Annotated in this window: 11 protein-coding genes and 1 pseudogene; 6 read left to right on the top strand and 6 right to left on the bottom strand. The window is 64.3% G+C overall.

The features are described 5' to 3' along the window. Positions 1-127: 127 nt before the first annotated feature. From ACYVHT_RS14065 to ACYVHT_RS14045, 5 genes are all read right to left on the bottom strand, one after another. A complete protein-coding gene (locus ACYVHT_RS14065) occupies positions 128-2,551 on the bottom strand; it encodes a glycosyl hydrolase 115 family protein (protein WP_460552848.1) in 2,424 nt (807 codons plus the stop codon). A 191-nt stretch (positions 2,552-2,742) separates the two neighbouring features. Further along, on the bottom strand, positions 2,743-5,760 hold the full coding sequence (locus ACYVHT_RS14060) for a glycoside hydrolase family 2 protein (protein WP_460552845.1): 3,018 nt from the start codon (positions 5,758-5,760) through the stop codon (positions 2,743-2,745). A 176-nt stretch (positions 5,761-5,936) separates the two neighbouring features. Next, positions 5,937-7,496 (bottom strand): RagB/SusD family nutrient uptake outer membrane protein, encoded by a 1,560-nt coding sequence (locus ACYVHT_RS14055; RefSeq protein ID WP_460552842.1) that lies wholly within the window; start codon positions 7,494-7,496, stop codon positions 5,937-5,939. A gap of 91 nt (positions 7,497-7,587) precedes the next feature. Next, the gene (locus ACYVHT_RS14050) at positions 7,588-10,785 is read right to left on the bottom strand and encodes a SusC/RagA family TonB-linked outer membrane protein (protein WP_460552839.1); all 3,198 of its coding nucleotides are present in this window, start codon (positions 10,783-10,785) and stop codon (positions 7,588-7,590) included. A 575-nt stretch (positions 10,786-11,360) separates the two neighbouring features. Then, positions 11,361-12,440, bottom strand: coding sequence for a glycoside hydrolase family protein (locus ACYVHT_RS14045; protein ID WP_460552836.1), 1,080 nt, complete (start codon positions 12,438-12,440; stop codon positions 11,361-11,363). A gap of 155 nt (positions 12,441-12,595) precedes the next feature. On the opposite strand from ACYVHT_RS14045, the gene ACYVHT_RS14040 reads away from it, so the two are divergent. The 6 genes from ACYVHT_RS14040 (at position 12,596) to fabF (ending at position 20,533) form a co-directional block, all read left to right on the top strand. Then, the gene (locus ACYVHT_RS14040) at positions 12,596-13,924 is read left to right on the top strand and encodes a rhamnogalacturonan acetylesterase (RefSeq protein WP_460552833.1); all 1,329 of its coding nucleotides are present in this window, start codon (positions 12,596-12,598) and stop codon (positions 13,922-13,924) included. A 263-nt stretch (positions 13,925-14,187) separates the two neighbouring features. Continuing rightward, positions 14,188-15,672 carry a glycosyl hydrolase family 28 protein gene (locus ACYVHT_RS14035; protein WP_460552830.1) on the top strand — a complete coding sequence of 495 codons (1,485 nt, stop codon included), beginning with the start codon at positions 14,188-14,190 and terminating at the stop codon, positions 15,670-15,672. 48 nt (positions 15,673-15,720) lie between these two features. Then, on the top strand, positions 15,721-16,776 hold the full coding sequence (locus ACYVHT_RS14030) for a glycoside hydrolase family protein (RefSeq protein WP_460552828.1): 1,056 nt from the start codon (positions 15,721-15,723) through the stop codon (positions 16,774-16,776). Positions 16,777-16,958: 182 nt separating this feature from the next. Further along, entirely contained in the window at positions 16,959-17,555 is a 597-nt protein-coding gene (locus ACYVHT_RS14025; RefSeq protein ID WP_460552825.1) for a TetR family transcriptional regulator C-terminal domain-containing protein, read from the top strand. Between the two features lie 48 nt (positions 17,556-17,603). Then, positions 17,604-19,163, top strand: coding sequence for an efflux MFS transporter permease (locus tag ACYVHT_RS14020; protein ID WP_460552822.1), 1,560 nt, complete (start codon positions 17,604-17,606; stop codon positions 19,161-19,163). A 116-nt stretch (positions 19,164-19,279) separates the two neighbouring features. Further along, on the top strand, positions 19,280-20,533 hold the full coding sequence (gene fabF, locus ACYVHT_RS14015; protein ID WP_460552819.1) for a beta-ketoacyl-[acyl-carrier-protein] synthase family protein: 1,254 nt from the start codon (positions 19,280-19,282) through the stop codon (positions 20,531-20,533). Positions 20,534-20,600: 67 nt separating this feature from the next. On the opposite strand, the pseudogene ACYVHT_RS14010 reads toward fabF, so the two are convergent. Continuing rightward, a pseudogene (locus ACYVHT_RS14010) lies at positions 20,601-21,115 on the bottom strand (transposase); the annotation flags it as partial.

The raw sequence follows: 21,115 nt of genomic DNA, 5'->3' as shown, positions 1-21,115 counted from the left end.
TGTGCGGTTGAGCAAAATCCCTCACTGGCACAAGCTAAAGCGTGTGCTACAAGAATCTCCCTCACGAACCGGTGCCCCCTCTTTTTGGGAGAGGGGGTCAGGGGGTGAGGTGTTGTCAGGTCGTCACTCATTGAATCTGAATCTGATTAACCACCAGCCCCGCATCCAGCAGATACAGCCGGATGGTGGCCGGGCCGGCCGTGGCCACGTCGTGCGTGGTCTGGCCCTGCGAGAAGCCGCGCAGTACGTTTTCCTTCCACTGCTTCGAGTCGGCGGGCACGTTCACGTCCACGGTTTGGGGCGGGCTGCCATTGATGGAAACCGCGTAGCGCAGGCCCCGGCCGGCATACAGGCCAAACGTGGGCAGGCAGCGCACGGCCACGGTGTGCGGCCCGGCCGGGAGGTTGGCGCGGTATTCCAGATACGGCGCGTTGGTCGCGTCGGCCGCAAACGCGGGCACGTCGTACGGCATCCGCGTCAGGCCCGTGCCTTCCAGACCGAGGCCCGCCAGCGGCGTGAGGGTTTCATTCGGGGCGGCTTTCTTGCTGCTAAAGGCCGTGGCGGGCAGCAGCAGCGGCGCGGTGGCCGGCGCGGCTTCCGAGGCGGGAGCGGCGGCCGTGGCGGCCAATCCAGCTGCTTTCGCGGCGGCTTTTCCTTCCGCTACCAGCGCGGCGGTGGCCACGGGCGGCATCTCGAAAATCTTCTGGTCGCGGGGGTGGGCGCTCATCATGCCGGCCCATTTGCCGCCGGCGGTTTCGTCGTTGTAGCGGCGGGTCAGGGCCTGAATCTGGTCGTAGGCGGCCTGGGCTTTTTGGGCAAATGCCAGGGCCTGGTCGTTGCCCTGCCGGGCCAGGTCCAGGCTGCGGGCGGCGTAAAACACCTTCTCGTTCATCAGCCGCGCTCCCTGCACCGGATAGAGGACGAGCTCGAAATAAGCATCCCGCAAGCTGGCCGGAACCTGCTTTTGCAAGGCTTCGGCCTCGGCCGCAATTTTCTGATAGTCGGCCAGGCGCTGGTCCTGTTCGGCGGCGCTAAAGCGCACCCCGCTGAGGTGCTCCGGCTTGGCGGCGTGGCCCAGGCGGTAATACTGCTGCTTGAGGCGGGCAATGGCGGGCGCCAGCCGGGGGCCGAAGGTTTCGGTGGCCCAGTGCGCGGCGTAGGCATCAGCCGTGGCGGGCGTCCAGCGGTCCACGTTCCAGGCCAGGTCCAGGGCAAACTCGGTTTCCAGCTCGGCGGGCTTGATGTCGCCCACGTTCACCACCCACAGCCGTTTTGCGCCCAGCGCGTAGGCTTTGCTCAGCTCATAGCTCACCAGCGACGGCGAAATGCTCGACAGCCACAGGTAGTCCTGCGGGGCGCCCCAGTACGAGAGGTGGTAGTAGACGCCGCTACCGCCGCTGCGCCGCTGCTCGGCCTTGTCCGACAGCTGCCGGATGTAGCCGTGGTTGTCGTCGGCCCACACAATGGTCACGTCATCGGGCAGCTGCAGGCCGGTCTGGTACAGCGTCAGCACCTCTTTGTAGGGGCAGAAAATCTGGGGCACGGTGCGGCCGCCAATGGGCTTCACGTATTGGCTCAGCAGGCGGCGCTGGTCGGTGATGACGGTATCGAGCAGGCGCACCTTGGCGGCGCGGTCGGGCGGGCCGGGCATGCTGCCGTCGTGGATGCCGCGCATGCCCACGGTATACACGGACTCGTACCTGGCCGACTGCTTCAGCCGGTCTTCCCAGTAGTGGTACATCTGCGGGCCGTTGAGGTCGTAGCGCCACTCGCCGGGCTTCTGGCCGTACTCATGCGCGTAGTTTTCGCTCCACTCAAACACGTTGTTGCGCAGCATGGGCTCGCAGTGGCTGCTGCCCACCACTATGGCGTAGCGGTCGGCCAGCACGGGGTCGGCCGGGTAGTGGTAGAAGGCCCTGGTGCCGGGGTGCATGGCCGGCCAGAGGTAGTTGGCCTTCAGCCGCAGCAGCAGTTCGAAGATATGGGCGTAGGTATTGGGACCGATGTCCTGCACGTCCTTATCGAGCGAGCGGGCGGCCCAGGGACGCAGGCCCCAGTCCTCGTCGTTCAGGAAAATGCCCCGGTACTGCACCGCCGGCGGCCCCTGCACCACCTGGCCGGGCTGCACATAGAGGGCGTCGTGGTGGGCGGGCGTCACATCGGCCCACCACACCCACGGCGACACGCCCATGCGCCGCGCCACTTCAAACACGCCAAACGCCGTGCCCCGCCGGTCGCTCCCGGCAATGACCAGGGCGCGCGCCACGCCCGGAAACGGCTTTTCGACCACGCCGATGCAGTAGCTTTCCCACTGCCCTTGCCATTTGTCGGCCTGGAGTTTGCCGCTGGCCACGAGCTTATCGATGAGCGACGACTGGCCCAGCGTGCCGATGACGACGGCCGGGCCGGTGGGGCTTTTGCCAGTGGTTTGCAGCTGGGGTTTCAGGCCCGTTACCCGCGCTACGTCGCCGGCAAAGGCCTCGGCCGCCACGCGCACCACGGCGGCATCCCGGGCATCGAAGCAGAGCGGGGCCGTCTGGTGGGCGTGCACCAGCGGGAAAGCTGTGGCAGAATATGCTGCTGTCAGCGGAGCCGTTAGGGGGCCTTGCGCGTAGGAAGCGGGAGGGCAGATGAGAAACAGGGCCAATACTAATTGACCGAAAGTGACCCAGCCGCGCCGGTTGAAATGTGCAGTAATGTCTCTGGCAAGATGCTTCGCTGCGCTCTGCATGACGTTCAAATTTAAGGAGCAGGCGTGCCGGCCGCTTTTTCATATACTTCCACCTCTACCAGGCCCAGCGTGCCGGGCGGGCCGGCCTGGTCGGTGGCGGCGGTGGGGACTTTGGGCGTTTCCAGCTCCGTGATGTTGAAGGCGTCTTTGGCCTGGGTCTGGCCGGTCAGCTCGATGCGAACTTGCTGGCCGGTGCGGGGCGCAAAGACGGCCGTGAAGTAGCCCAGGCTGCGCTCGGTTTTGCCACCGAACACCTCCTGCCCGTCCACCAGAATGCGGATGGGGTAGGTGCTGGTGCGCCAGCCGGTGAGCTTCATGGCTACCTGGCTGATGGCGGCGGGCCGGGCCAGCGTGTACTCAATCCACGGCCGGGCCTCCTGGCGGGCCGAAATCCACTCCGATAACTCGTTGTCGTCGAAGCTGTAGGCGGCATTGGCGGCGTTGGAGCTGGCCGTGGCGGCGGTGATGGGCACCGCCACCCGCGACACCGCGAACGACGGCCCGGCCGGCGTGGGCCCGCGCCCCAGGCGCACCGGCAGGTCGGCGCCGGGCAGCTGCGTGCTCAGGCCGTTTTCCACCCGCACCGGCTGCGATTTCAGGCTGACGGTGGCCGGCTTCAAGCCCTCGACAGTCGCTCTGATTTTAATGGTGCCGGCCTGGGTGGTGCTGCGCACGAGCACCCGGTTCACACCGCCTTCCACGGGCAGGCTTTGGGCCAGAATGTAGTTGCCGGGGCCTTGCGCCAGGCCGCCGCGCCACTCGGCCGGCCCGCTGAGGGTAAAATGCACCAGGTTCAGCGCCGTGGGGCAGCGGCGGCCCTGCGCGTCCACGGCTTCGACCTGCAGCAGGGCCAGGTCGGCGCCGTCGGCGTGCAGGCCGGTGGGGCTGGCAATGTTGGTGAGGCGCAGGGCCACGGCCGGGCCGGTGGTCTGGTGCTCGGCTTCGCTCACTTTTTTGCCGGCGGCGTCGTAGCTCACGGCGCGGAGGGTGCCGGGCTGCCAGGCCACGTTCGGAAAGGTAAACAGGAAGCGGTAGCGCTGCTGCCCGAAGCCCAGCGACTTGCCGTTGAGCAACAGCTCCACTTTTTCGCCGTTCGACACCACGTCCACGTTTTTCACGGTGCCGGCCGGGTAGTTCCAGTGGCCGATGAGATGCGTGCGGGCGTGCTCCGGCTCCACCCAGCCATCCCACATGACCTGGTGGGCGAAGTAGCCGTCCTTGGCAATGCGCAGGGCATCGACCTCGCCGCTGCGGCGGTAGTTTTCCTCGCCGCGGTAGTGGGTGTTGGTGTCGGAAAACACGATGTTGACGCCGCCGGCGCTCACGCGGGTGCCGGTGCCAGGCCGCTCGTGCCAGTAGTCGTACCAGCGCATCACGTCCTCGCGGGCCTGGGAATCCTGGTTGCGGTTGTAGTCGGCGGCATTCGCGCCCCTGTAGAGCGGGCCGGCGCCGTCTTTGTGAAACGGCGGCGTGAGCTCGTCCCAATACTTGCGCAGAGCCTCGTCGCGCGAGTATTCCATGGCCCAGAGGGGCTTGGTGGCGCTTTTGTTGATGTAGAGCATCTCGCCGCCGTACTCGGCCTGCGGAATGTCCAGCATCTCGCGCGAGCCGATGGCCCGGCCGCCGTGCGGGTCATACTGGTTCCGAATGTCCTTCAGTTCCTGCATGTGGGCGGCGCTGATGCTCTCGTTGCCGCCCTCGTAAAACAGGATGCTGGGGTTGTTGCGGTTGTAGATGATGGCGTCGCGCATCAATTCGCGGCGCTGGTCCCAGCGGCGGTCGGATACGTCTTTTTCGGCGTCGCCGGCGGGCATAGCCTGGGGCAGGCCCACCCGGTCGCAGCTTTCGATATCCTGTTTCCAGGGCGTGACGTGCATCCAGCGCACCAGGTTGGCGTTGCCGGCCACCATCAGGCCGTTGCTGTAGTCGGAGAGCCAGGCGGGCACGCCCAGGCCCACGGCGGGCCACTCGTTGCTGGTGCGCTGGGCGTAGCCGTGCACCATTATAGCGCGGTCATTGAGCTTGATGAGGCCGTGGGCAAATTCCGTTTTGCGGAAGCCGGTGCGGGTTTTCACCTCGTCGACCACCTGCTTATCGACGACTAACCGCGTCGAAACCGTGTACAGGTAGCCGTAGCCCCAGCTCCAGAAGTGCAGCCCCGCAAGCGCCTGCTGCGCCCGCACCGTTTTCATTTCGCTCGGCTGCAACGTCGTTTCGCCGCCGCTGAAAGTCGCTACCGTTTTGCCCGCGCCATCGGCCACCGAGGTTTCGAACGTGAAGGTGCGGGCCGTGGGAAACTCGTTTTTCACCTGCGCCTCGGCCACCACCGTGGCCCGGCCGCCGGCCACGTCAAAATCCTGCGCATACACATACACGCCGGTGGTGCCCAGCATCGAAAACAGCGGCAGCGTCTGGTGCAGCGGGCTCGTGACGTGCAGAAACACGTTCTTCGGAATGCCGCCGTAGTTGGCGTTGAAGTTGCGGTTGCTCCACTGAAACAGCTGGCCGGTGGCGCGCTCCTTGTAATCCCAGTCGTTATCCGTCCGCACGGCCAGCACGTTGTCGGCCGGCGCGGGCTTCAGGTAGGGCGTCAGGTCGAAGCCCACGGCCATCACGCCGTTTTCGGACAGGCCCAGGCGCTGGCCGTTCAGCCAGCACTCGCCGGCCAGCCGCACGCCCTCAAACTCCACGAACACCCGCTGCCCCGCCGCCCCGGCCGGCAGCCGGAAATGCTTGCGGTACCAAGCCACGCCCGTGCTCAAATCCTTGATGTCCTTGCTAAAGGCTTCGTCCTCGTTCCAGGCGTAGGGCAGGGTCACCTTTTTCCACTGCGCGTCGTCAAATGTGACAGCCTCCGCGCCGGGCGCGTCGCCCACCCGCACCTGCCAGCCGGGGTTGAAGCTGTACTGCCGGCGCGCGGCGGCGGGCGGGGCGGCGCACGCGCGCACGCTCAGGCTGCACAGCAGCGCCAGCGTCAGCCAGTCGGCCAGCCCTGCTTTCGCAAGCAAACGAGAAGAGCGATTCAGCATTGAGTGGGAATAGGGGAGGAAACAAAAGAAGCGGCTGCTCCGGGGCGCACCCTCCTGTACTGTGCGGTAGCGCCGGCCCGCCACCGCCCAAACGCAACTGCGCCCGGTTTTGGCTTTGCCGGCAGGTTGCCGACAGAAGCCAAAACCGGGCGCAGCGCCTCGGCTACTCAATGCGCTTAGTAGCCGGGGTTCTGGTCGTAAAGGCCGGGGGCCGAGCTCAGCTCCACCTGCGGCACGGGCAGCAGCAGCAGGTTGGCCGTGATGGGGCGCACGATTTTATTGTTCGGTGGCGCCGCGTCTTCGCGCACCGCCCAGGCGTTCATAACGGTCAGGGCCAGGCCCGAGCGCATGAGGTCGTTCCAGCGCAGGTTTTCGCCGGCAAACTCGCGGCGGCGCTCCTCCATCAGGGTTTCCAGGGTGAGGGTGGTGAGGGCCGGCAGGCCGGCGCGGGTGCGCAGGGGCGTGAGCCGGGCCGCCGCGCTGGCCGGCGTGCCGCCGATGCCGCGCACTTCGCATTCCGCCTTCATCATCAGAATGTCGGCGTAGCGCATCACAATGTAGTTGGTGGCCCAGTCGGTGCGGCTGGTGCCTTTGCCGGCCACGTTCACGTATTTTTTGAAGAACGGCCGGGTATCGGTGGTGCCGGCATTGGTGTAGCCCTGCTGGATGTTGACGGCCCGGCGGGTGTCGGTGAGGGCGTACGATACGTTGTTCAGGTCGTTGGAAACGGGCTTGATTTCGACTGAGCCAGCCGAAAAAGTCAGGCCCAGGTTGCCGTTGGCGACGGTGCCGGTGTAGTAGGTATCGGGCACCACCACGTTCATGAACGACGAGCCCAGCGTGCCCAGGCCGTTGGAGATGTACTGGAAGTCGAAGATTACCTCCGAGTTGTTTTCGTTGGTGGGCGAGAAAATGTTGGCGTAGGAGGCCTGCGTGGCGTAGCGGGCCGTGCCGGTGGCGCTGATAATCTCATCGAGCAGCACATTAGCCTTGTCGTACTCGTTGCTGGCCAGGCCGGGGCCGTTGATGCCGTAGGTGGGGCCCGATTTGGTGAGGTACATCAGCGCCAGCAGGCCCTTGGCGGCACCCGCCGTCACGCGGCCCACGCCCAGGGTCGAGCCCACGCCGTTGCTGGTGTAGGCCGTGGGCAGGCTGGCAATGGCCGTGCGCAGGTCCGACTCAATCAGGGCGTACACGGCGGCTACCTCGCTGCGCGAAATTTTGGCTACTTCCTGCGGAATCAGCGGCTTGTCAATCACCGGCACTTTGCCAAACTTGCGCACCAAATCCAGGTAGGCAAAGGCCCGCAGAAACTTGGTTTCGCCTTCGTAGCGGGTGCGCAGCGAACCCGTCACGGCCCCGTTCTGGGCCAGCTGGTCGAGCATGGTGTTGGCCCGGAAGATGGTGCTGTAGTCCGACGCCCAGGCATCGGCCACGTAGGGGTTGATGGTGAGCAGGGCCGCCGAGAAGTTGTTGACGGGGTCCCAGTCGCGCGAGCCGATGGAGCTCACGGCAAACATGTTGTCGGACCGCAGTTCCGAAAGAATGACCTCCCGGTCAGGGAAGCCGCGCAGCGAGCTGTACACCGACGACATGGCCTGGTCGAAGTCAGCCGCCGTTTTGTAGAAGTCCGGCACCGAGCCGTTCGAGATGGGCGTTTGGTCCAGGTCTTTTTCGCAGCCGCCCAGGGTGACGAGGGCGCAGGCCAGAGACAAGCTGAGGAATATCTTTTTCATGGGGAATTTTTCGAGTAAGAAAGGCGAGTTGCAGAACGGTCCTGCTTCGGCAAGCTCAGCAGGACCGTTTTCTTAGCCCATCCACATTTAATTAGAAGGTGAGGTTGAGGCCGAGCACCAGGGTTTTGGCCAGGGGCAGGCCGCCGTAGTCCGAGCCCGATACGAAGGTGCCCGTGTTGCCCGTGTTCAGGGCGTCGGGGTTGAGGCCGCCGTAGTAGCTGTCGTGGCCAAACCAGTTTTCAGCCGTCACATACACGCGGGCTCCCTGCGCAATGCGCTTGTTGATGAGCAGGCCCAGGTCGTAGCCCAGCGTGATGGTACGCACGCGGTAGTAGTTCGACGAGTACAGCCAGTCGGTGTTGCGGATGAAGCCGAAGCTGCCCGTGGCTTTGCCCTTGATGCCGTCGCCGGGGTTTTCGGCCGAGAACCACCGGTCGCGCACGCGGCCCAAGGCGTTTTCCTTGTAGCCCACGCTGGTGCGGTCGATGGCGCGGCCCAGCGTCGAGTAGATGGAGCCGCCGTACTGGCCCTGCACCAGGAAGCTCAGGTCGAAGCCCTTGTAGCGCAGCGTGTTGGTCATGCCGTAGGTGTAGGTGGGGTTGGGGTTGCCCACCACCTGGCGGTCGTTCACGTCAATTTTGCCGTCGCCGTTGTAGTCTTCATACTTGGGGTCGCCGGCGGTTTCGTTGCCAAACTTGGCCGCCCCGTTGTCGATGTCGGCCTGGCTGAGAATGCCGGTTTGCTTCACCACGAAAATGCTGTAGATGGGCAGGCCCACCTGCAGGATGTTGCTGGGCGTATCGAGGCCGTTGGGCACTTCGATGCGGGCATCGCCGGGGCCCAGGTGCACCACCTTGTTCTCGTTGTGGCTCACGTTGAACGAGGTCGTCCAGGTCAGGGCGCCTTCCAGGTTGCGGGTGTTCAGCTCCACTTCCCAGCCGGTGTTGCGCACCTCGCCAATGTTCTGCAGGTTGGTGCCGAAGCCCGAGGCCGTGGGCACGGGCACGTTCAGGAGCAGGTCCTGGCTGTTTTTGGTGTAGTAGTCAAACGACGCCGTGATGCGGTTTTTCAGCACGCCGAAATCAACCCCGAAGTCCACGGTGCGGTTGCGCTCCCACTTCAGCTGCGAGTTGCCCACCTTGTTGGGGGCCTGGCCGGGGGCAATGAGGCCGCCGAAGGTATAGTTGTAGGCGCCCAGCGTGGCAATGCTGCTGTAGTCGCCAATGGTGTTGTTGCCGGAGTAGCCCAGGCTGGCGCGCAGCTTCAGGTCGCTTAGCGCGGTCACGGGCTGCAGGAAGGGCTCCTGCGAAATGCGCCAGCCCGCCGATACGGCCGGGAACACGCCGGCCCGGTCTTCGAAGCCGAAGCGCGACGAAGCATCGCGCCGCACGCTGGCCGAGAGCAGGTACTTGCCATCATAGGAATACTGCAGGCGGCCGAAGTACGAAATCAGCACGCTCTGCGACTCGGTGGGGCCGGGGCTGTTCACGAGCACGGCCCCGTTCAGGGTCTGCACCGTGCTGTTGATGAAGCCGCCCGACGACGACTGGCTGTTGTTGTCCAGCTTGGTGAAGTTGTAGGAGAAGCCACCCAGCACCGAGAAGTCGTTCTTGCCCAGGGTTTTGTTGTAGGTCGCCGTGTTTTCGTTCACAAACGTCTGGCGGCGGTAAGTGCTGTAGGAGCCGCTGGCCAGCGAGGTGCTCAGGTTGCGGGTGGGCGGCTGGTAGGATTTCGACGTCGACTCGTTGTTGTCGAAGTTCAGCGTGGAGCGCAGGCGCAGGCCGCTGATGGGCTGCAGCTCGGCAAACAGGGTGCCCAGCGTGCGGTAGTTGCGCGTGTCGCCCGAGTAGTTGTTGATGACGGCAATGGGGCTGGCCGTGCTCACGCCCCAGCGGTAGGCCTCGTTCTTGCCGTAGGCGGTGTTGATGCCGGCCGTGTCTTCCACAATCGGCGTTTCCGACAGCAGCTGGTGAAAGCGGTTGTCCTTGCCCTCAATGCCGGGGTCGGTCGAAACGGAGTAGCTGGGGTTGATGGTGGCGCCGAACTTCAGCTTTTCGCTGGCCTTCACTTCCACGTTGGCCCGAATGGTGTAGCGCTTGTAGTCCAGGCCCAGGGCAAAGCCCTGCTGGTCGTTGTAGTTGCCCGACACGAAGTAGTTCACGTTGTCGGTTGCGCCGGAGGCGCTCACCTGGTAGTTCTGGCTGATGCCCGTGCGGTAGAGCTGGTCCTGCCAGTCGATGTACTGCAGGCCGGGGTGGCCCGGGATGGCCCAGCGGTCGTCCAGCATCAGGTCGGGGTTCACGTTGTTGCCGGTGAGGCCCAGAATGGTGCGGCGCTGCGCCGTGGTTTGGTCGGCGGTGCGGCCCGCGCCCGATTTCACCCAGTTGTTGTTGATGATTTCGGTGGCGCGCGAAGCCCATTCCTCGCCGCTCAGCAGGTCCAGCTTTTTGGCCGCCCGCGAGCCGCCCACGTAGGAGTTCACGCTGATTTGGGGCTTGCCCGTGCGGCCGCGCTTGGTGGTGATGAGCACCACGCCGTTGGCTGCCCGCGAGCCGTAGATGGCAGCCGCCGCCGCATCCTTCAGCACCTCAATCTTCTCAATGTCGTTGGGGTTGATGTTGTCGAGCGGGTTGCCGCTGCCGAAGCGGCCGTTGGCGCTGGCCCCCACGGTTTCGAGCGGGAAGCCGTCAATCACATACAGCGGCTCGCTGCCGGCCGAGATAGAGCCCGCGCCCCGCACCTGAATGCTGAAGGGCCGGCCGGGCACGCCCGAGGTCTGCTTCACCACCACGCCGGCCAGCTGGCCCACCAGCGCCTGGTCGACGCGGGCAATGGGCCGCTCTTCCAGCTTGCGGGCATCCATCGTGGCAATGGCGCTGGTCACGTCGGCGCGCTTCTGCGTGCCGTAGCCCACCACCACCACCTCGTCGAGGCTCTTGGTGTCGTCGGCCATTTTAATGCTGTAGTTGCCGGGGCCGGCGTACGATTTTTCCTGCGTCTGGTAGCCAATGAAACTGAACACCAGCGTGCCGGCCTTGTCGGGCACCGAAATGCTGAACGAGCCGTCGGCATTGCTGGTAGTGCCCAGCGTGGTTCCTTTCACCACCACCGTTACCCCGGGCAGGCCTTCGCCGTTGGGCGAGGTTACTTTGCCGGTGAGTGGCCACTCAGCCGCTACATGCCGAACCGGGTGGGCAGCGGCCGTGGCCACCACAGGCGGCACCGCTACCAAAAGCATGGGCAGGCACGCCGCAGTCCGCAAACGTTGCCAGGTGTAAAATTTAGTCATGTGGGAAATGAGTGGGTGAGATTTTTAAAAGAAAAAAAGCAGCGCGTGGGAGGCGGAACTGAGGCCAATATTAGAGGCCTGTTTTACCCCTACTCTCCTGTAGCGTACTGCTCAGGGGCATTTAGATGAAATCTTGGGGAATTTTTGTAGCTTCTTAGCAGGTATGTTCCAGCATGGAAGCAGCCGGGCCGGGAGCCGGGCGGCGGGTATCGGCCCCCAAAAGGCCCGCTTGGCGGCCCGATTTCGGTGAGCCCCCGGTCACAGGCAGGCAGGTGCAGGGGAGAGCCGCCGGTGAGTGGCTGCTTCATTGAGTGCCGGAGAGGGGCATCTCTCAAATTTCCAATGCTGCACAAAGCTGCTCTTTCTCAATTGCGTAGCCTTCCCGCACCCTCCTGCTCACGGCCCAGGCGCTTCCAAATCAACCTTTTCTCTGAGTGAGTGCCCACCAATGGCTGGTGCGAAAGGGCGGGGCCGGCACCCCGCCAGTCACTGAGTAGGCCCCGCCCGGTCCGGTCCCGGTGGTTTTCTGCTGAAGCGCTGTGCTCCCGGCAGGCCGCCGCCGCGCTGCCGCCCCACTACCCCACTTTCAGAATAAACGACGAAGCCGTCATGCTTTTGCCGCCCTGCGAGGCGCAGAACAGGTATTCCGGCCGGCCGTCGCGCAGCAGCAGCTGCGGCCGTTCGAGGCGCCCGTAGCGCTTGAGCTTGGGCGGGGCGGGCGGCTCCGTCACGCCGTAGTCGCGCAGGGGCAGGAAGGCGATTTTGGGGAAGGTCCAGGTTTTGCCGTCTTCCGATTCCAGAAACAGCCCCACTTCCTGGCTGTACACGCCCATGTCGCGGGCCAGCAGCTGAAACCTGCCGTGCTGCCGCCACACAAAGGCGTCCTCGAACTGCTTGTTGTTGCCCTGCTTCGAGAAGTCGATGACCGGGTTGCCGTCGAATTTCTGGTAGGGGCCTTCCAGCTTATCCGAGATGGCGAGGCCATACTTGCGGTTGCCGCGAATTTCCCGGCCCTTGGCTTCTTCGTACTCCCTGGTATTCCACGACTTATAATAGAGCCAGTACTGGCCGTTGGGGTGCTTGATGAAGGCCGGATTGGTGGTGCAATGGTCGTCCCAGGCGCCGGCGGGGCCGGGCAGCAGCAGCGGCGCGTCGGGCCGCGTCCAGGGGCCGTTGAGGGTGGGCGCGGTGGCCAGGCCAATGCGCTTGGTGTCGGTTTTGCCGTTGGAGTTGCCCATGAAAAACAGGCAGTATTTGCCGTCCACGAACTGAATGCTGGGGTTGTGGCAGGTGGTGGCGTCCCAATAGCCGGGGCCGCGCGGGGCCAGCACGGTTTCGAGCACCTGATAGGGGCCTTCGGGCTTTTCGGCCACGGCGTGGGCTATTTCGGAGCCGTTCAGCCAGCCGCCCATGCCCTTGCTGGCATCCCAGCGCGAGAAGAATACGTGCACCTTGCCATCGGGGCCGTAGATGGGCGAGTTGCACCACACGTAGTAGTCGGGCAGCTCCAGGGCCCGGCCCACGGGCCGCAGGTGCTTGCTGAATTTCGAGAAATCGGCCTTGGGGTAATCAATCAGCCGGCCCGCGAAACCGGCCAGCGCGCGCGTGAGCGGGGCCAGCAATAAACCAGTCAGAAACGTGCGGCGAGCCAGCATGAGCGAGGGTGGGAGTGGGGAGAATGAGCCGGAAACGAAGCAAGAAAGCCCCTGGTGCCCCCCGCACTCTCCTGCACTCTGCCGCAACATGACAGTGCAGGTAAGCCCCCGCAGAAGCGGCCGGTACTTTTAGCTCGGTCGTTACTTCCCACCCCATGACAATTCCCTTCCTCACCATCGGGGCCAGCCTGCTGCTGGCTGCCTCCGCAGCCGCCCAAACGCCCCGCACCACGTTCAAATTCGACTTCGGGCCCGGCAAAACGGCCGCCGGCTACCAGCCGGTGCTGCCCACGGCAGCTTATTCCGACGCCACCGGCTACGGCTTCGATTTCGGCACCACCGTCGAGGGCGTGGACCGCGGCGGCAAGGATGCGCTACGCAGCGACTTCGTGACCAGCAAACAGCCGTTTTACTTTTCGGTGAAGCTGCCCGAAGGCAACTACAACGTGACCGTGACGCTGGGCGACCTGAAAGGCCCCAGCAGCACCTTTCTGAAGGCCGAATCGCGCCGGCTGCTGCTCGAAACCACCGCCACCAGGCCCGGCCAGTTCACCACCCAAACCTTCACGCTCAACGTGAAGAGCCGCCGCATCAACGACACCGAAACCGTGGCCCTCAAGCCCCGCGAGCTGCACAAGCTGGACTGGGACGACCGCCTCACTCTCGAATTCGACGGCACCAACCCCTGCCTGGCGGCGCTGGAAATCACGCCCGCGCCGCAGGCCACCACGGTTTTTCTGGCCGGCAACTCCACCGTGGTGAACCAGGACGACGAGCCCTGGGCCGCCTGGGGCCAGATGCTGCCGCGCTTCCTGGGGCCCGGCGTGGCCGTGGCCAACCACGCCGAATCGGGCCTCACGCTGGGCAGCTTCCTCAGCTCCAAGCGCCTGGCCAAAGTGCTGAGCGTGATGAAGCCGGGCGACTACCTGTTCATCGAGTTCGGCCACAACGACCAGAAGGACAAGGGCGAAAACGACGGCGCCTGGAAAGCCTACACCGAGCGGCTGCACCTCTTCGTGCAGGAGGCCCGCAAAAAGGGCGGCATCCCGGTCATCGTCACCTCCACCAGCCGCCGCACCTTCGGGGCCGACGGCAAGATTGAAAACAGCCTCGGCGACTTCCCCGCCGCCGCCTGCAAAGCCGCCGCCGACGAGAAAGTGGCCCTCATCGACCTCAACGCCATGTCGGCGAAGTTTTACGAAGCCCTCGGCGTGGAAGGCTCGAAAAAAGCCCTCGTGCACTACCCCGCCAACACCTACCCCAACCAGCCCGAGCCGCTGGCCGACAACACCCACTTCAACCCCTACGGCGCCTACGAGCTGGCCAAATGCGTGGTCGAAGGCATCAAAGCCAACAAGCTGGGCCTGGTGAAATTCCTGAAAAACGACACGCCCGCCTTCGACCCCGCCCGGCCGGATGCGCTGGCCGCCTGGGTGTGGCCCGACAGCCCCCGCAGCGCCGTCACCAAGCCCGACGGGAATTAGCAAACGTCGCCCTGCGAAAACCTCACCCCCGCCCCCGAAAAATGCTTGAAGCGCATTTCCAGAAAAGAGGGGCCCCGGCAATGCCCATTAAAAAATCGTCCGGCTCCCCTCTCCGCGGGAGAGGGGCCGGGGGGAGGTTTCGGCGTCAGGCGGCGCGAGCGAGATGCTCGGCGTACTTGACTTACGATAACACAAATCCACCTGAAATGACTGGCAAACCCTCTCCAAGCCCAATTTTCCGCCTGCTTTGGCTAAGTTTCTTCGTGGCTTTTGCAACTCAGGCAACGGCCGCGCCAGTCGGCAGCTTGCACCTGCTGATTGCGCCCGGCACGCTCACCGACGAGTCCGTGACCGTCGTGTGGGACAAGCAGGTGGGGGCCAAAGTAGTTTACGAAATCATGCTGAATGGCAAAGCCCTGGCGTCTACCAGCAAGACGAATTACACCCTGTCGCATCTGACGCCCGGTACGCAGTATGCCCTGCAGCTCCGCGTGAAGCAGGCGTCCGGCAATGCGGCCAACGCCGGCAAGCTGCTCACTTTCAAAACCGCTGCCCGAAGCAAAGTGTACAGCGTGCTCGACTACGGCGCGAAAAGCGACACGGCCATTGTCAATACCAAAGCCATTCAGGCGGCCATAAATGCCTGCGCGGCGGGCGGCACGGTGCTGATTCCCCAAGGTACCTTCGTATCGGGCGCGCTTTTTCTGAAAAGCAACATGACGCTGCGCATCGAAGGCGTGCTGAAAGGCTCCACCGCGCCGGACGACTACCTGCCGATGATATTGAACCGCTTCGAAGGCTGGGAATTGAAAACCTACGCCAGCCTGCTCAATGCCGGCACGCTCGACCGCAACGGCTACACGGTCAGCAACCTGCGCATCACGGGCGGCGGCACCATCTCGGGCGGCGGGCGGCGGCTGGGCGATGCCATGACCAAAGCCCACGGCCTGCGCAGCCGGGGCCGCCTCATCTGCCTGCTGAGCTGCCAGGACGTAAGCATTTCGCGCCTCACCGTGACGGAGCCGCCCTGCTGGACCATCCACTACATCTACAGCCGCAACATCAGCTGCCACGACCTGAGCATCATCACCAAAGGCATCCACAACGGCGACGGCATCGACCCCGATTCGTCCCTCGACTCCTACATCTTCAACTGCAGCTTCGACACCGGCGACGACTGTATCGCCATCAAATCGGGCAAAAACCCCGAAGGCTTCGCCATTGGCAAGCCCACGCGCAACGTGCGGATTACGGATTGCGACTTCCGGCGCGGCCACGGCATTTCCATCGGCAGCGAAATGAGCGGCGGCGTGAGCGACGTGCTGGTGCAGGACTGCAAGGCCGGCCCCCTGCTGCACGGCATGCAGATAAAGGGCACCAAAGACCGGGGCGGCTACGTGCGCAACGTCACCGTGACGGATTGCCAGCTGCGCCAAATCACCATTTTCTCGGCCGTCAACTACAACAACGACGGCGCGCCCGCCCCGGAAGTGCCCACCTTCGAGAACTTCGTCTTCCAGAACATTGACCTGTCCGAAGCCTCGGCCGCTGAGCCGGCCATCAACATCAACGGCTTCAAAGACCCGGCCCACCGGCTGCGCAATGTCGCATTCAGCAACATCCTCATGCCCGAGCGCGCCAGGGTGGTCATCAACGATGCCGAGCGCGTGAAATTCACGGACGTGAAATCGGCAACTGGCGCAAAGCCCGATTATGCAGCTGCTGATAGCGCGGACATTGTGTATTAGAATAGCCGTGCAGCGCCTGGCCGGCCATATTGAAAACGCCCGCGAGCCATGAATAAACTACTCCTGCTTTACCTGTTGTTTTTCGGAGCATCCGCTGCTTTCGCGCAGCAGAAAAACGGCGCCAACGTCTCAAAAGCGGCTTCAGCACCTAAGGCAACCGCCAAGCCCGCCCCCAAACCCCTCTACAGCGACCCCGTTTACGACGGCGCGGCCGACCCCGTGCTCGTCTGGAACAGGCAGCGGCAGAAGTGGTGGATGTTCTACACCAACCGCCGCGCCACCGACACCACCGCCCACGGCGTGACCTGGGTGCACGGCACCCGCATCGGCATTGCCGAATCCGGCGACGGCGGCACCACCTGGACCTACCGCGACACGGCCAACATCAACTATCGGCCCGATAGAGGCTACACCCACTGGGCGCCCGATATTGTGGAGGACAAGGGCCTGTACCACATGTTCCTGACCTACGTGCCCGGCACCTTCACTGACTGGAACCACTCGCGCGTCATCATCCAGCTCACCAGCCGCGACTTGCTGAACTGGCAGTACGTGCAAACCCTGCCGCTCGTCACTGATAAAGTCATCGATGCCAGCGTGTTCAAACTGCCCGACGGCACCTGGCGGCTGTGGTACAACAACGAGCGGGACCACAAATCCATCTACTACGCCGACAGCCCCGACCTGCGCCACTGGACCGACCACGGCCAGGCCCTGAACGAGCGCGGCGAAGGCCCCAAAGTATTCCGCTGGCACGAGCAGTACTGGATGATTATCGACCAGTGGAAAGGCATGGCCGTGTACCACTCCCCCGACCTGCTGCACTGGCAGCCCCAGCCCGAGCGCCTCCTTGAGCAGCCCGGCCAGGGCCGCGACGACCAGGCCATCGGCGGCCATTGCGACGTGGTGGTGAGCAACGGCCGCGCCTACGTGTTCTACTTCACCCACCCCGGCCGCGCCAAAATCAACCCCGCCCCTACCAATTCCATCGCCGCCAGGCGCAGCGTTATTCAGGTAGCCGAGCTGGAATTCAACAATGGAAAGCTGACTTGCGACCGCGACAAACCGACGTTTGTGCGGCTGCAAAAGCTGAAAGGAATGTAGAGACGCGACACTTCGCGTCTCCTCGTTGAACGATGCAAAGCAGGCGATTCTAATGGCGCAGACGACGAGACGCGAAGCGTCGCGTCTCTACATCGTTCTGGCAAAGCAAAATTTCAGCCCAACCAAAACTTTTTCCGCTCCCCCGCAGTTTAAATACCAAACGGTATATTTGCACCGTCGTCATGTCCAAAGCCGAGCGCACCCGCCAGTTCATCATCGAGCAAACGGCCCCTGTTTTCAACAAGCAGGGCTACGCCGGCACGTCCCTGAACGACCTCACGGCCGCCACCGGCCTCACCAAAGGCGCCATCTACGGCAACTTCGAGAACAAGGAAGAAGTGGCCCTGGCCGCCTTCGACTACAACCTCGGGCTGGTGCTGGAAGGCCTGCGCGCCGGCACCAACAGCAGCGCCCCGGTGCGCGAGCAGCTGCTGGCCATGCCCCAATTCTACCGCCAGCGCTACCCGCTGCTCCGGCAAAACGGCGGCTGCCCCATCCTCAACGCCGCCGTCGAAACCGACGATGCGCCGCCCAGCGCCCTGCTCCAGCGCGTGCAGGACAGCTTCGCTCGCTGGCACCGCAACGTGGTGCGCCTCATCGAAAAAGGCCAGCAAACCGGCGAAATCAAGCCCGCCGCCGACGCCAGCCGCTACGCCACCCTCTTCATCGCCCTCACCGAAGGCGGCATTCTGGTTTCGAAAGCCACCGGCAGCTCCACGGCCCTTTTCATCAGCCTCGACCACATCGAGCACCTGATTGAAACCGAGCTGGTGGCCTGATATTTTTTTGTTCAAAATTATACCGATTGGTATAAAATTCATTATCTAATGAGCCCTCTGCGCCTTTTCCTACTCTGCGCCACCGTCATTGCCGCCGCCGTAATGGAGCTGATTGATACCAGCATCGTGAACGTGGCGCTGTCGCACATGAGCGGCAACCTGGGCGCCACGCTGGCCGATACCTCGTGGGTTATCACGTCCTACGCCATTGCCAACATCATTATCATCCCGATTACCAGTTTTTTAGCGGCGCGGTTTGGGCGGCGGCGCTACTTCATTGGGTCGATAATTCTCTTCACGCTGGCATCGGTGATGTGCGGCACGGCGGGCAACATCTGGACGCTGGTGGTCTTCCGCTTCGTGCAGGGGCTGGGCGGCGGGGCGTTGCTTTCGACTTCGCAGACCATTGTATTCGAAGCCTTTCCGCCGGCGAAGCGCGGGGTGGCGAGTGCCTTGTTCGGCATCGGCGTGTTTACCGGGCCCACGATTGGGCCCACGCTGGGGGGCTACATTCTGGACGTGAGCACCTGGCACTGGATATTCCTGGTGAACGTGCCCATCGGCGTGGCGGTCACCCTGGCGTCGTTTTTTCTGGTGAAGGAGCCGGCCGTGCAGGTGGCGCGCAACACGCTGCGCATGGACTGGGTGGGCCTGTTTCTGCTGATAGTGGGCGTGGGCGCGCTGCAGGTGGTGCTGGAGCGCGGGCAGGAAGAAGACTGGTTTGAAACCGCTTACATCACGCAGCTGAGCGTGGCGGCGGCGGTGGGCATCGGGGCCTTCATCTGGTGGGAGCTGACCACCGAATTCCCCATCGTGAACCTGCGCGTGCTGAAAAGCCGCTCGCTGGCAGTGGCGGCCATCCTCACGTTCGTCACGGGCATGGGGCTGTTTACGTCGGTGTATCTCACGCCGGTTTTTGCCCAGCGCCTGCTCCATTTTCCGGTGCTCGATACCGGCCTGCTGCTGCTGCCGGGGGCGGTGCTGGCCATTTTCTGCCTGATACTCACCGCCCGCGCCCTGCAAAGCGGCGTCCCGATTCCGGTGGTGGTGGCGCTGGGGTTTCTGCTGTTTTTCGCCTTCAGCTGGCGCATGGCGTTGCTGAATGGCACGGCGGGCAAGGGCGACTTCTACCTGCCGCTGATTCTGCGCGGGGCGGGGCTGGCCCTGCTCACGGTGCCGCTCACGGCGCTGGCGGTGTCGGGCCTGCCGCTCAGGGATATTGCCCAGGGCGCGGCCCTCAACAACATGATGCGCCAGCTGGGCGGCTCCTTTGGCATTGCCATCGTCAACACGTTTCTGGCCACGCAGTTTGCGGTGCACCGGCAGGCGCTGGTGACGCACCTCACGGCCGGCGACCTCGGCGTGGCCGAGCGCCTGGCCGCCGGGGCGCGGCTGGTAGCGGTGCGCCTGGGCCAGCCCATGCTGGAAGCCCAGCGCCGCGCCTATGGCCTGCTTGACGCGGCCGTGAACCAGCAGGCCGGCATCATGAGCTACAACGACGCTTTTCTGCTGGTGGGCTGCTTTTTCCTGGCCGCCATGCCGCTGCTGCTGCTGGTGGTGAAGCGGCAGCCGGGCGGACCCGTGAAGGTGAGTTTGTCGGACCACTAAAGGGCGGGGGCAAGCCCCGCCTGCCATTTGAGTCAATCCCGCCTCAACGGTTCTGTGCAACGACGGGCGGGGGCAAGCCCCGCACCCTACATTTTTTACTCATTGTTTCTAACGTTATGCCTGATTACAAACGGGTGGTTATTACGGGCGTGGGTGCCCTTACGCCTATTGGCAATGATGCCAGCAGCTTTGGGCGGGCGCTGCTGGCGGGCGTGAGTGGGGCCGCGCCCATCACCCATTTCGATGCGTCGAAATTCAAAACCCGCTTTGCCTGCGAGCTGAAGAACTTCGACCCGCTCAACTTCCTCGACCGCCAGGAGGTGCGCAAGTACGACCTGTTCACGCAGTATGCGCTGGTGGCGGCTGAAGAGGCCATTCGCCACGCGGAGCTGGATTTCGACCAGCTGAACCGCAACCGCATTGGCGTTATCTGGGGCTCGGGGGTGGGCGGGCTGGGCACCTTGCAGGAGCAGATTTCGGAGTTTGCCCACGGCGACGGCACGCCGCGCTTCAACCCCTTCCTGGGCGCGAAGATGATAATCGACATCGCGGCCGGGCTTATTTCCATCAAGCACGGGCTGCGGGGGCTGAATTTCGCCACGGTTTCGGCCTGCGCTACTTCCACCACGGCCCTGATTGACGCCTTCAACTACATCCGCTGGGGCAAGGCCGACGTGCTGATTTCGGGCGGCTCCGAAGCGGCCATCAATGAAACCGGCATCGGCAGCTACAACGCGTTGCGGGCACTTTCGACCCGCAACGACGCCCCGGCCACTGCTTCCCGGCCCTTCGATGTAGCCCGCGATGGCTTTGTGGTGGGCGAAGGCGCGGGCGCCCTGATTCTGGAAGAATACGAGCACGCCCGGCGGCGCGGCGCCCCCATTCTGGCCGAAGTGGTGGGCGGCGGCATGGCCGCCGATGCCTACCACCTTACCGGCACCCACCCCGAGGGCGAGGGTGCCTACCTAAGCATGCAGGCCGCGCTGGACGATGCCGGCCTGCACGCCGCCCAGATTGACTACCTGAACGCCCACGCCACCTCCACGGGCCTGGGCGATGCCAGCGAATTGCGGGCCGTCGGGCGGGTGTTTGGGCCGGCGCCGCACCTGCACATCAGCGCCACCAAGAGCATGACCGGCCACCTGCTGGGCGCCGCCGGCGCGGTGGAAGCCATTGCCTGCGTGCAGGCCGTGCAGCAAGACCGAGTGCCGCCCACCATCAACACCACCCACCCCGACCCGGCCATTGCCGGCCACCTCCAGCTCACGCTGGGCCAGCCTGCTTACCGGCCCATCGAGTACGCCATGAGCAATTCCTTCGGCTTCGGCGGCCACACGGCCACGCTGATTGTGAAGAAGTTCGCCGAATAACGCAGTGACTTCTCAGCCCGTGGTGCCGAGCGCAGCCTAGGCATCTCGCTCGCGCAACTAGGGGGTGTTAACAATGGCGCCACCAAAGCAGGGTTGCGGCTAAGTGCATAAACGCCAGAAAAGGCCGGTCCAGCTTGTCGTAACGGGTGGCTACGCGCCGAAATTGTTTAAGGCGGCTAAAAAGCCGCTCGGCGGGGTGGCGCTGAGCGTAGCGGGGCCCCGCGCAAGCGCGGGGCTGGCGCGGGGCTGGCGGCCACGTGCACTTTCGTCGTCGGCCCGCCGCGGCTGCGCCCCGGGGCCTGCGGTCCGTATTTTGTGCGCGCTCCCGAAGCGTGCTGGTGCGCCCGCACGGGGGGGCGGGTCCACCAGCAGCGTGTGCAGGGCGGCCTCGTCCTGCACGGCCTCGAACACGCGTTGCCAGACGCCCGGGGCCGCCCAGCGCTGGAACCGCGTGTTCGTCGCATGCCAGTTGCCCCGCTCCGGCGGCAGGGCCCGCCACCGCCCCCCGTTGCGGGCCAGCCACGGCACGGCTTCGACAAACTGGCGGTTGGCCCGCCCACGCCCGCCGCTTGTCCCGGGCCG

The sequence above is a fragment of the Hymenobacter daeguensis genome (genome assembly GCF_054780555.1).
The sequence above is the reverse complement of the archived record's forward strand: the minus strand, read 5'-3'. Positions and strand labels throughout refer to the sequence as shown.

Coding starts and splice junctions, on each gene's coding strand:
- ACYVHT_RS14060 (WP_460552845.1), bottom strand. CDS start 5,760: ATGCTGAATCGCTCTTCTCGTTTGCTTGCGAAAGCAGGGCTGGCCGAC.
- ACYVHT_RS14055 (WP_460552842.1), bottom strand. CDS start 7,496: ATGAAAAAGATATTCCTCAGCTTGTCTCTGGCCTGCGCCCTCGTCACC.
- ACYVHT_RS14050 (WP_460552839.1), bottom strand. CDS start 10,785: ATGACTAAATTTTACACCTGGCAACGTTTGCGGACTGCGGCGTGCCTG.
- ACYVHT_RS14045 (WP_460552836.1), bottom strand. CDS start 12,440: ATGCTGGCTCGCCGCACGTTTCTGACTGGTTTATTGCTGGCCCCGCTC.
- ACYVHT_RS14040 (WP_460552833.1), top strand. CDS start 12,596: ATGACAATTCCCTTCCTCACCATCGGGGCCAGCCTGCTGCTGGCTGCC.
- ACYVHT_RS14030 (WP_460552828.1), top strand. CDS start 15,721: ATGAATAAACTACTCCTGCTTTACCTGTTGTTTTTCGGAGCATCCGCT.
- ACYVHT_RS14025 (WP_460552825.1), top strand. CDS start 16,959: ATGTCCAAAGCCGAGCGCACCCGCCAGTTCATCATCGAGCAAACGGCC.
- ACYVHT_RS14020 (WP_460552822.1), top strand. CDS start 17,604: ATGAGCCCTCTGCGCCTTTTCCTACTCTGCGCCACCGTCATTGCCGCC.
- fabF (WP_460552819.1), top strand. CDS start 19,280: ATGCCTGATTACAAACGGGTGGTTATTACGGGCGTGGGTGCCCTTACG.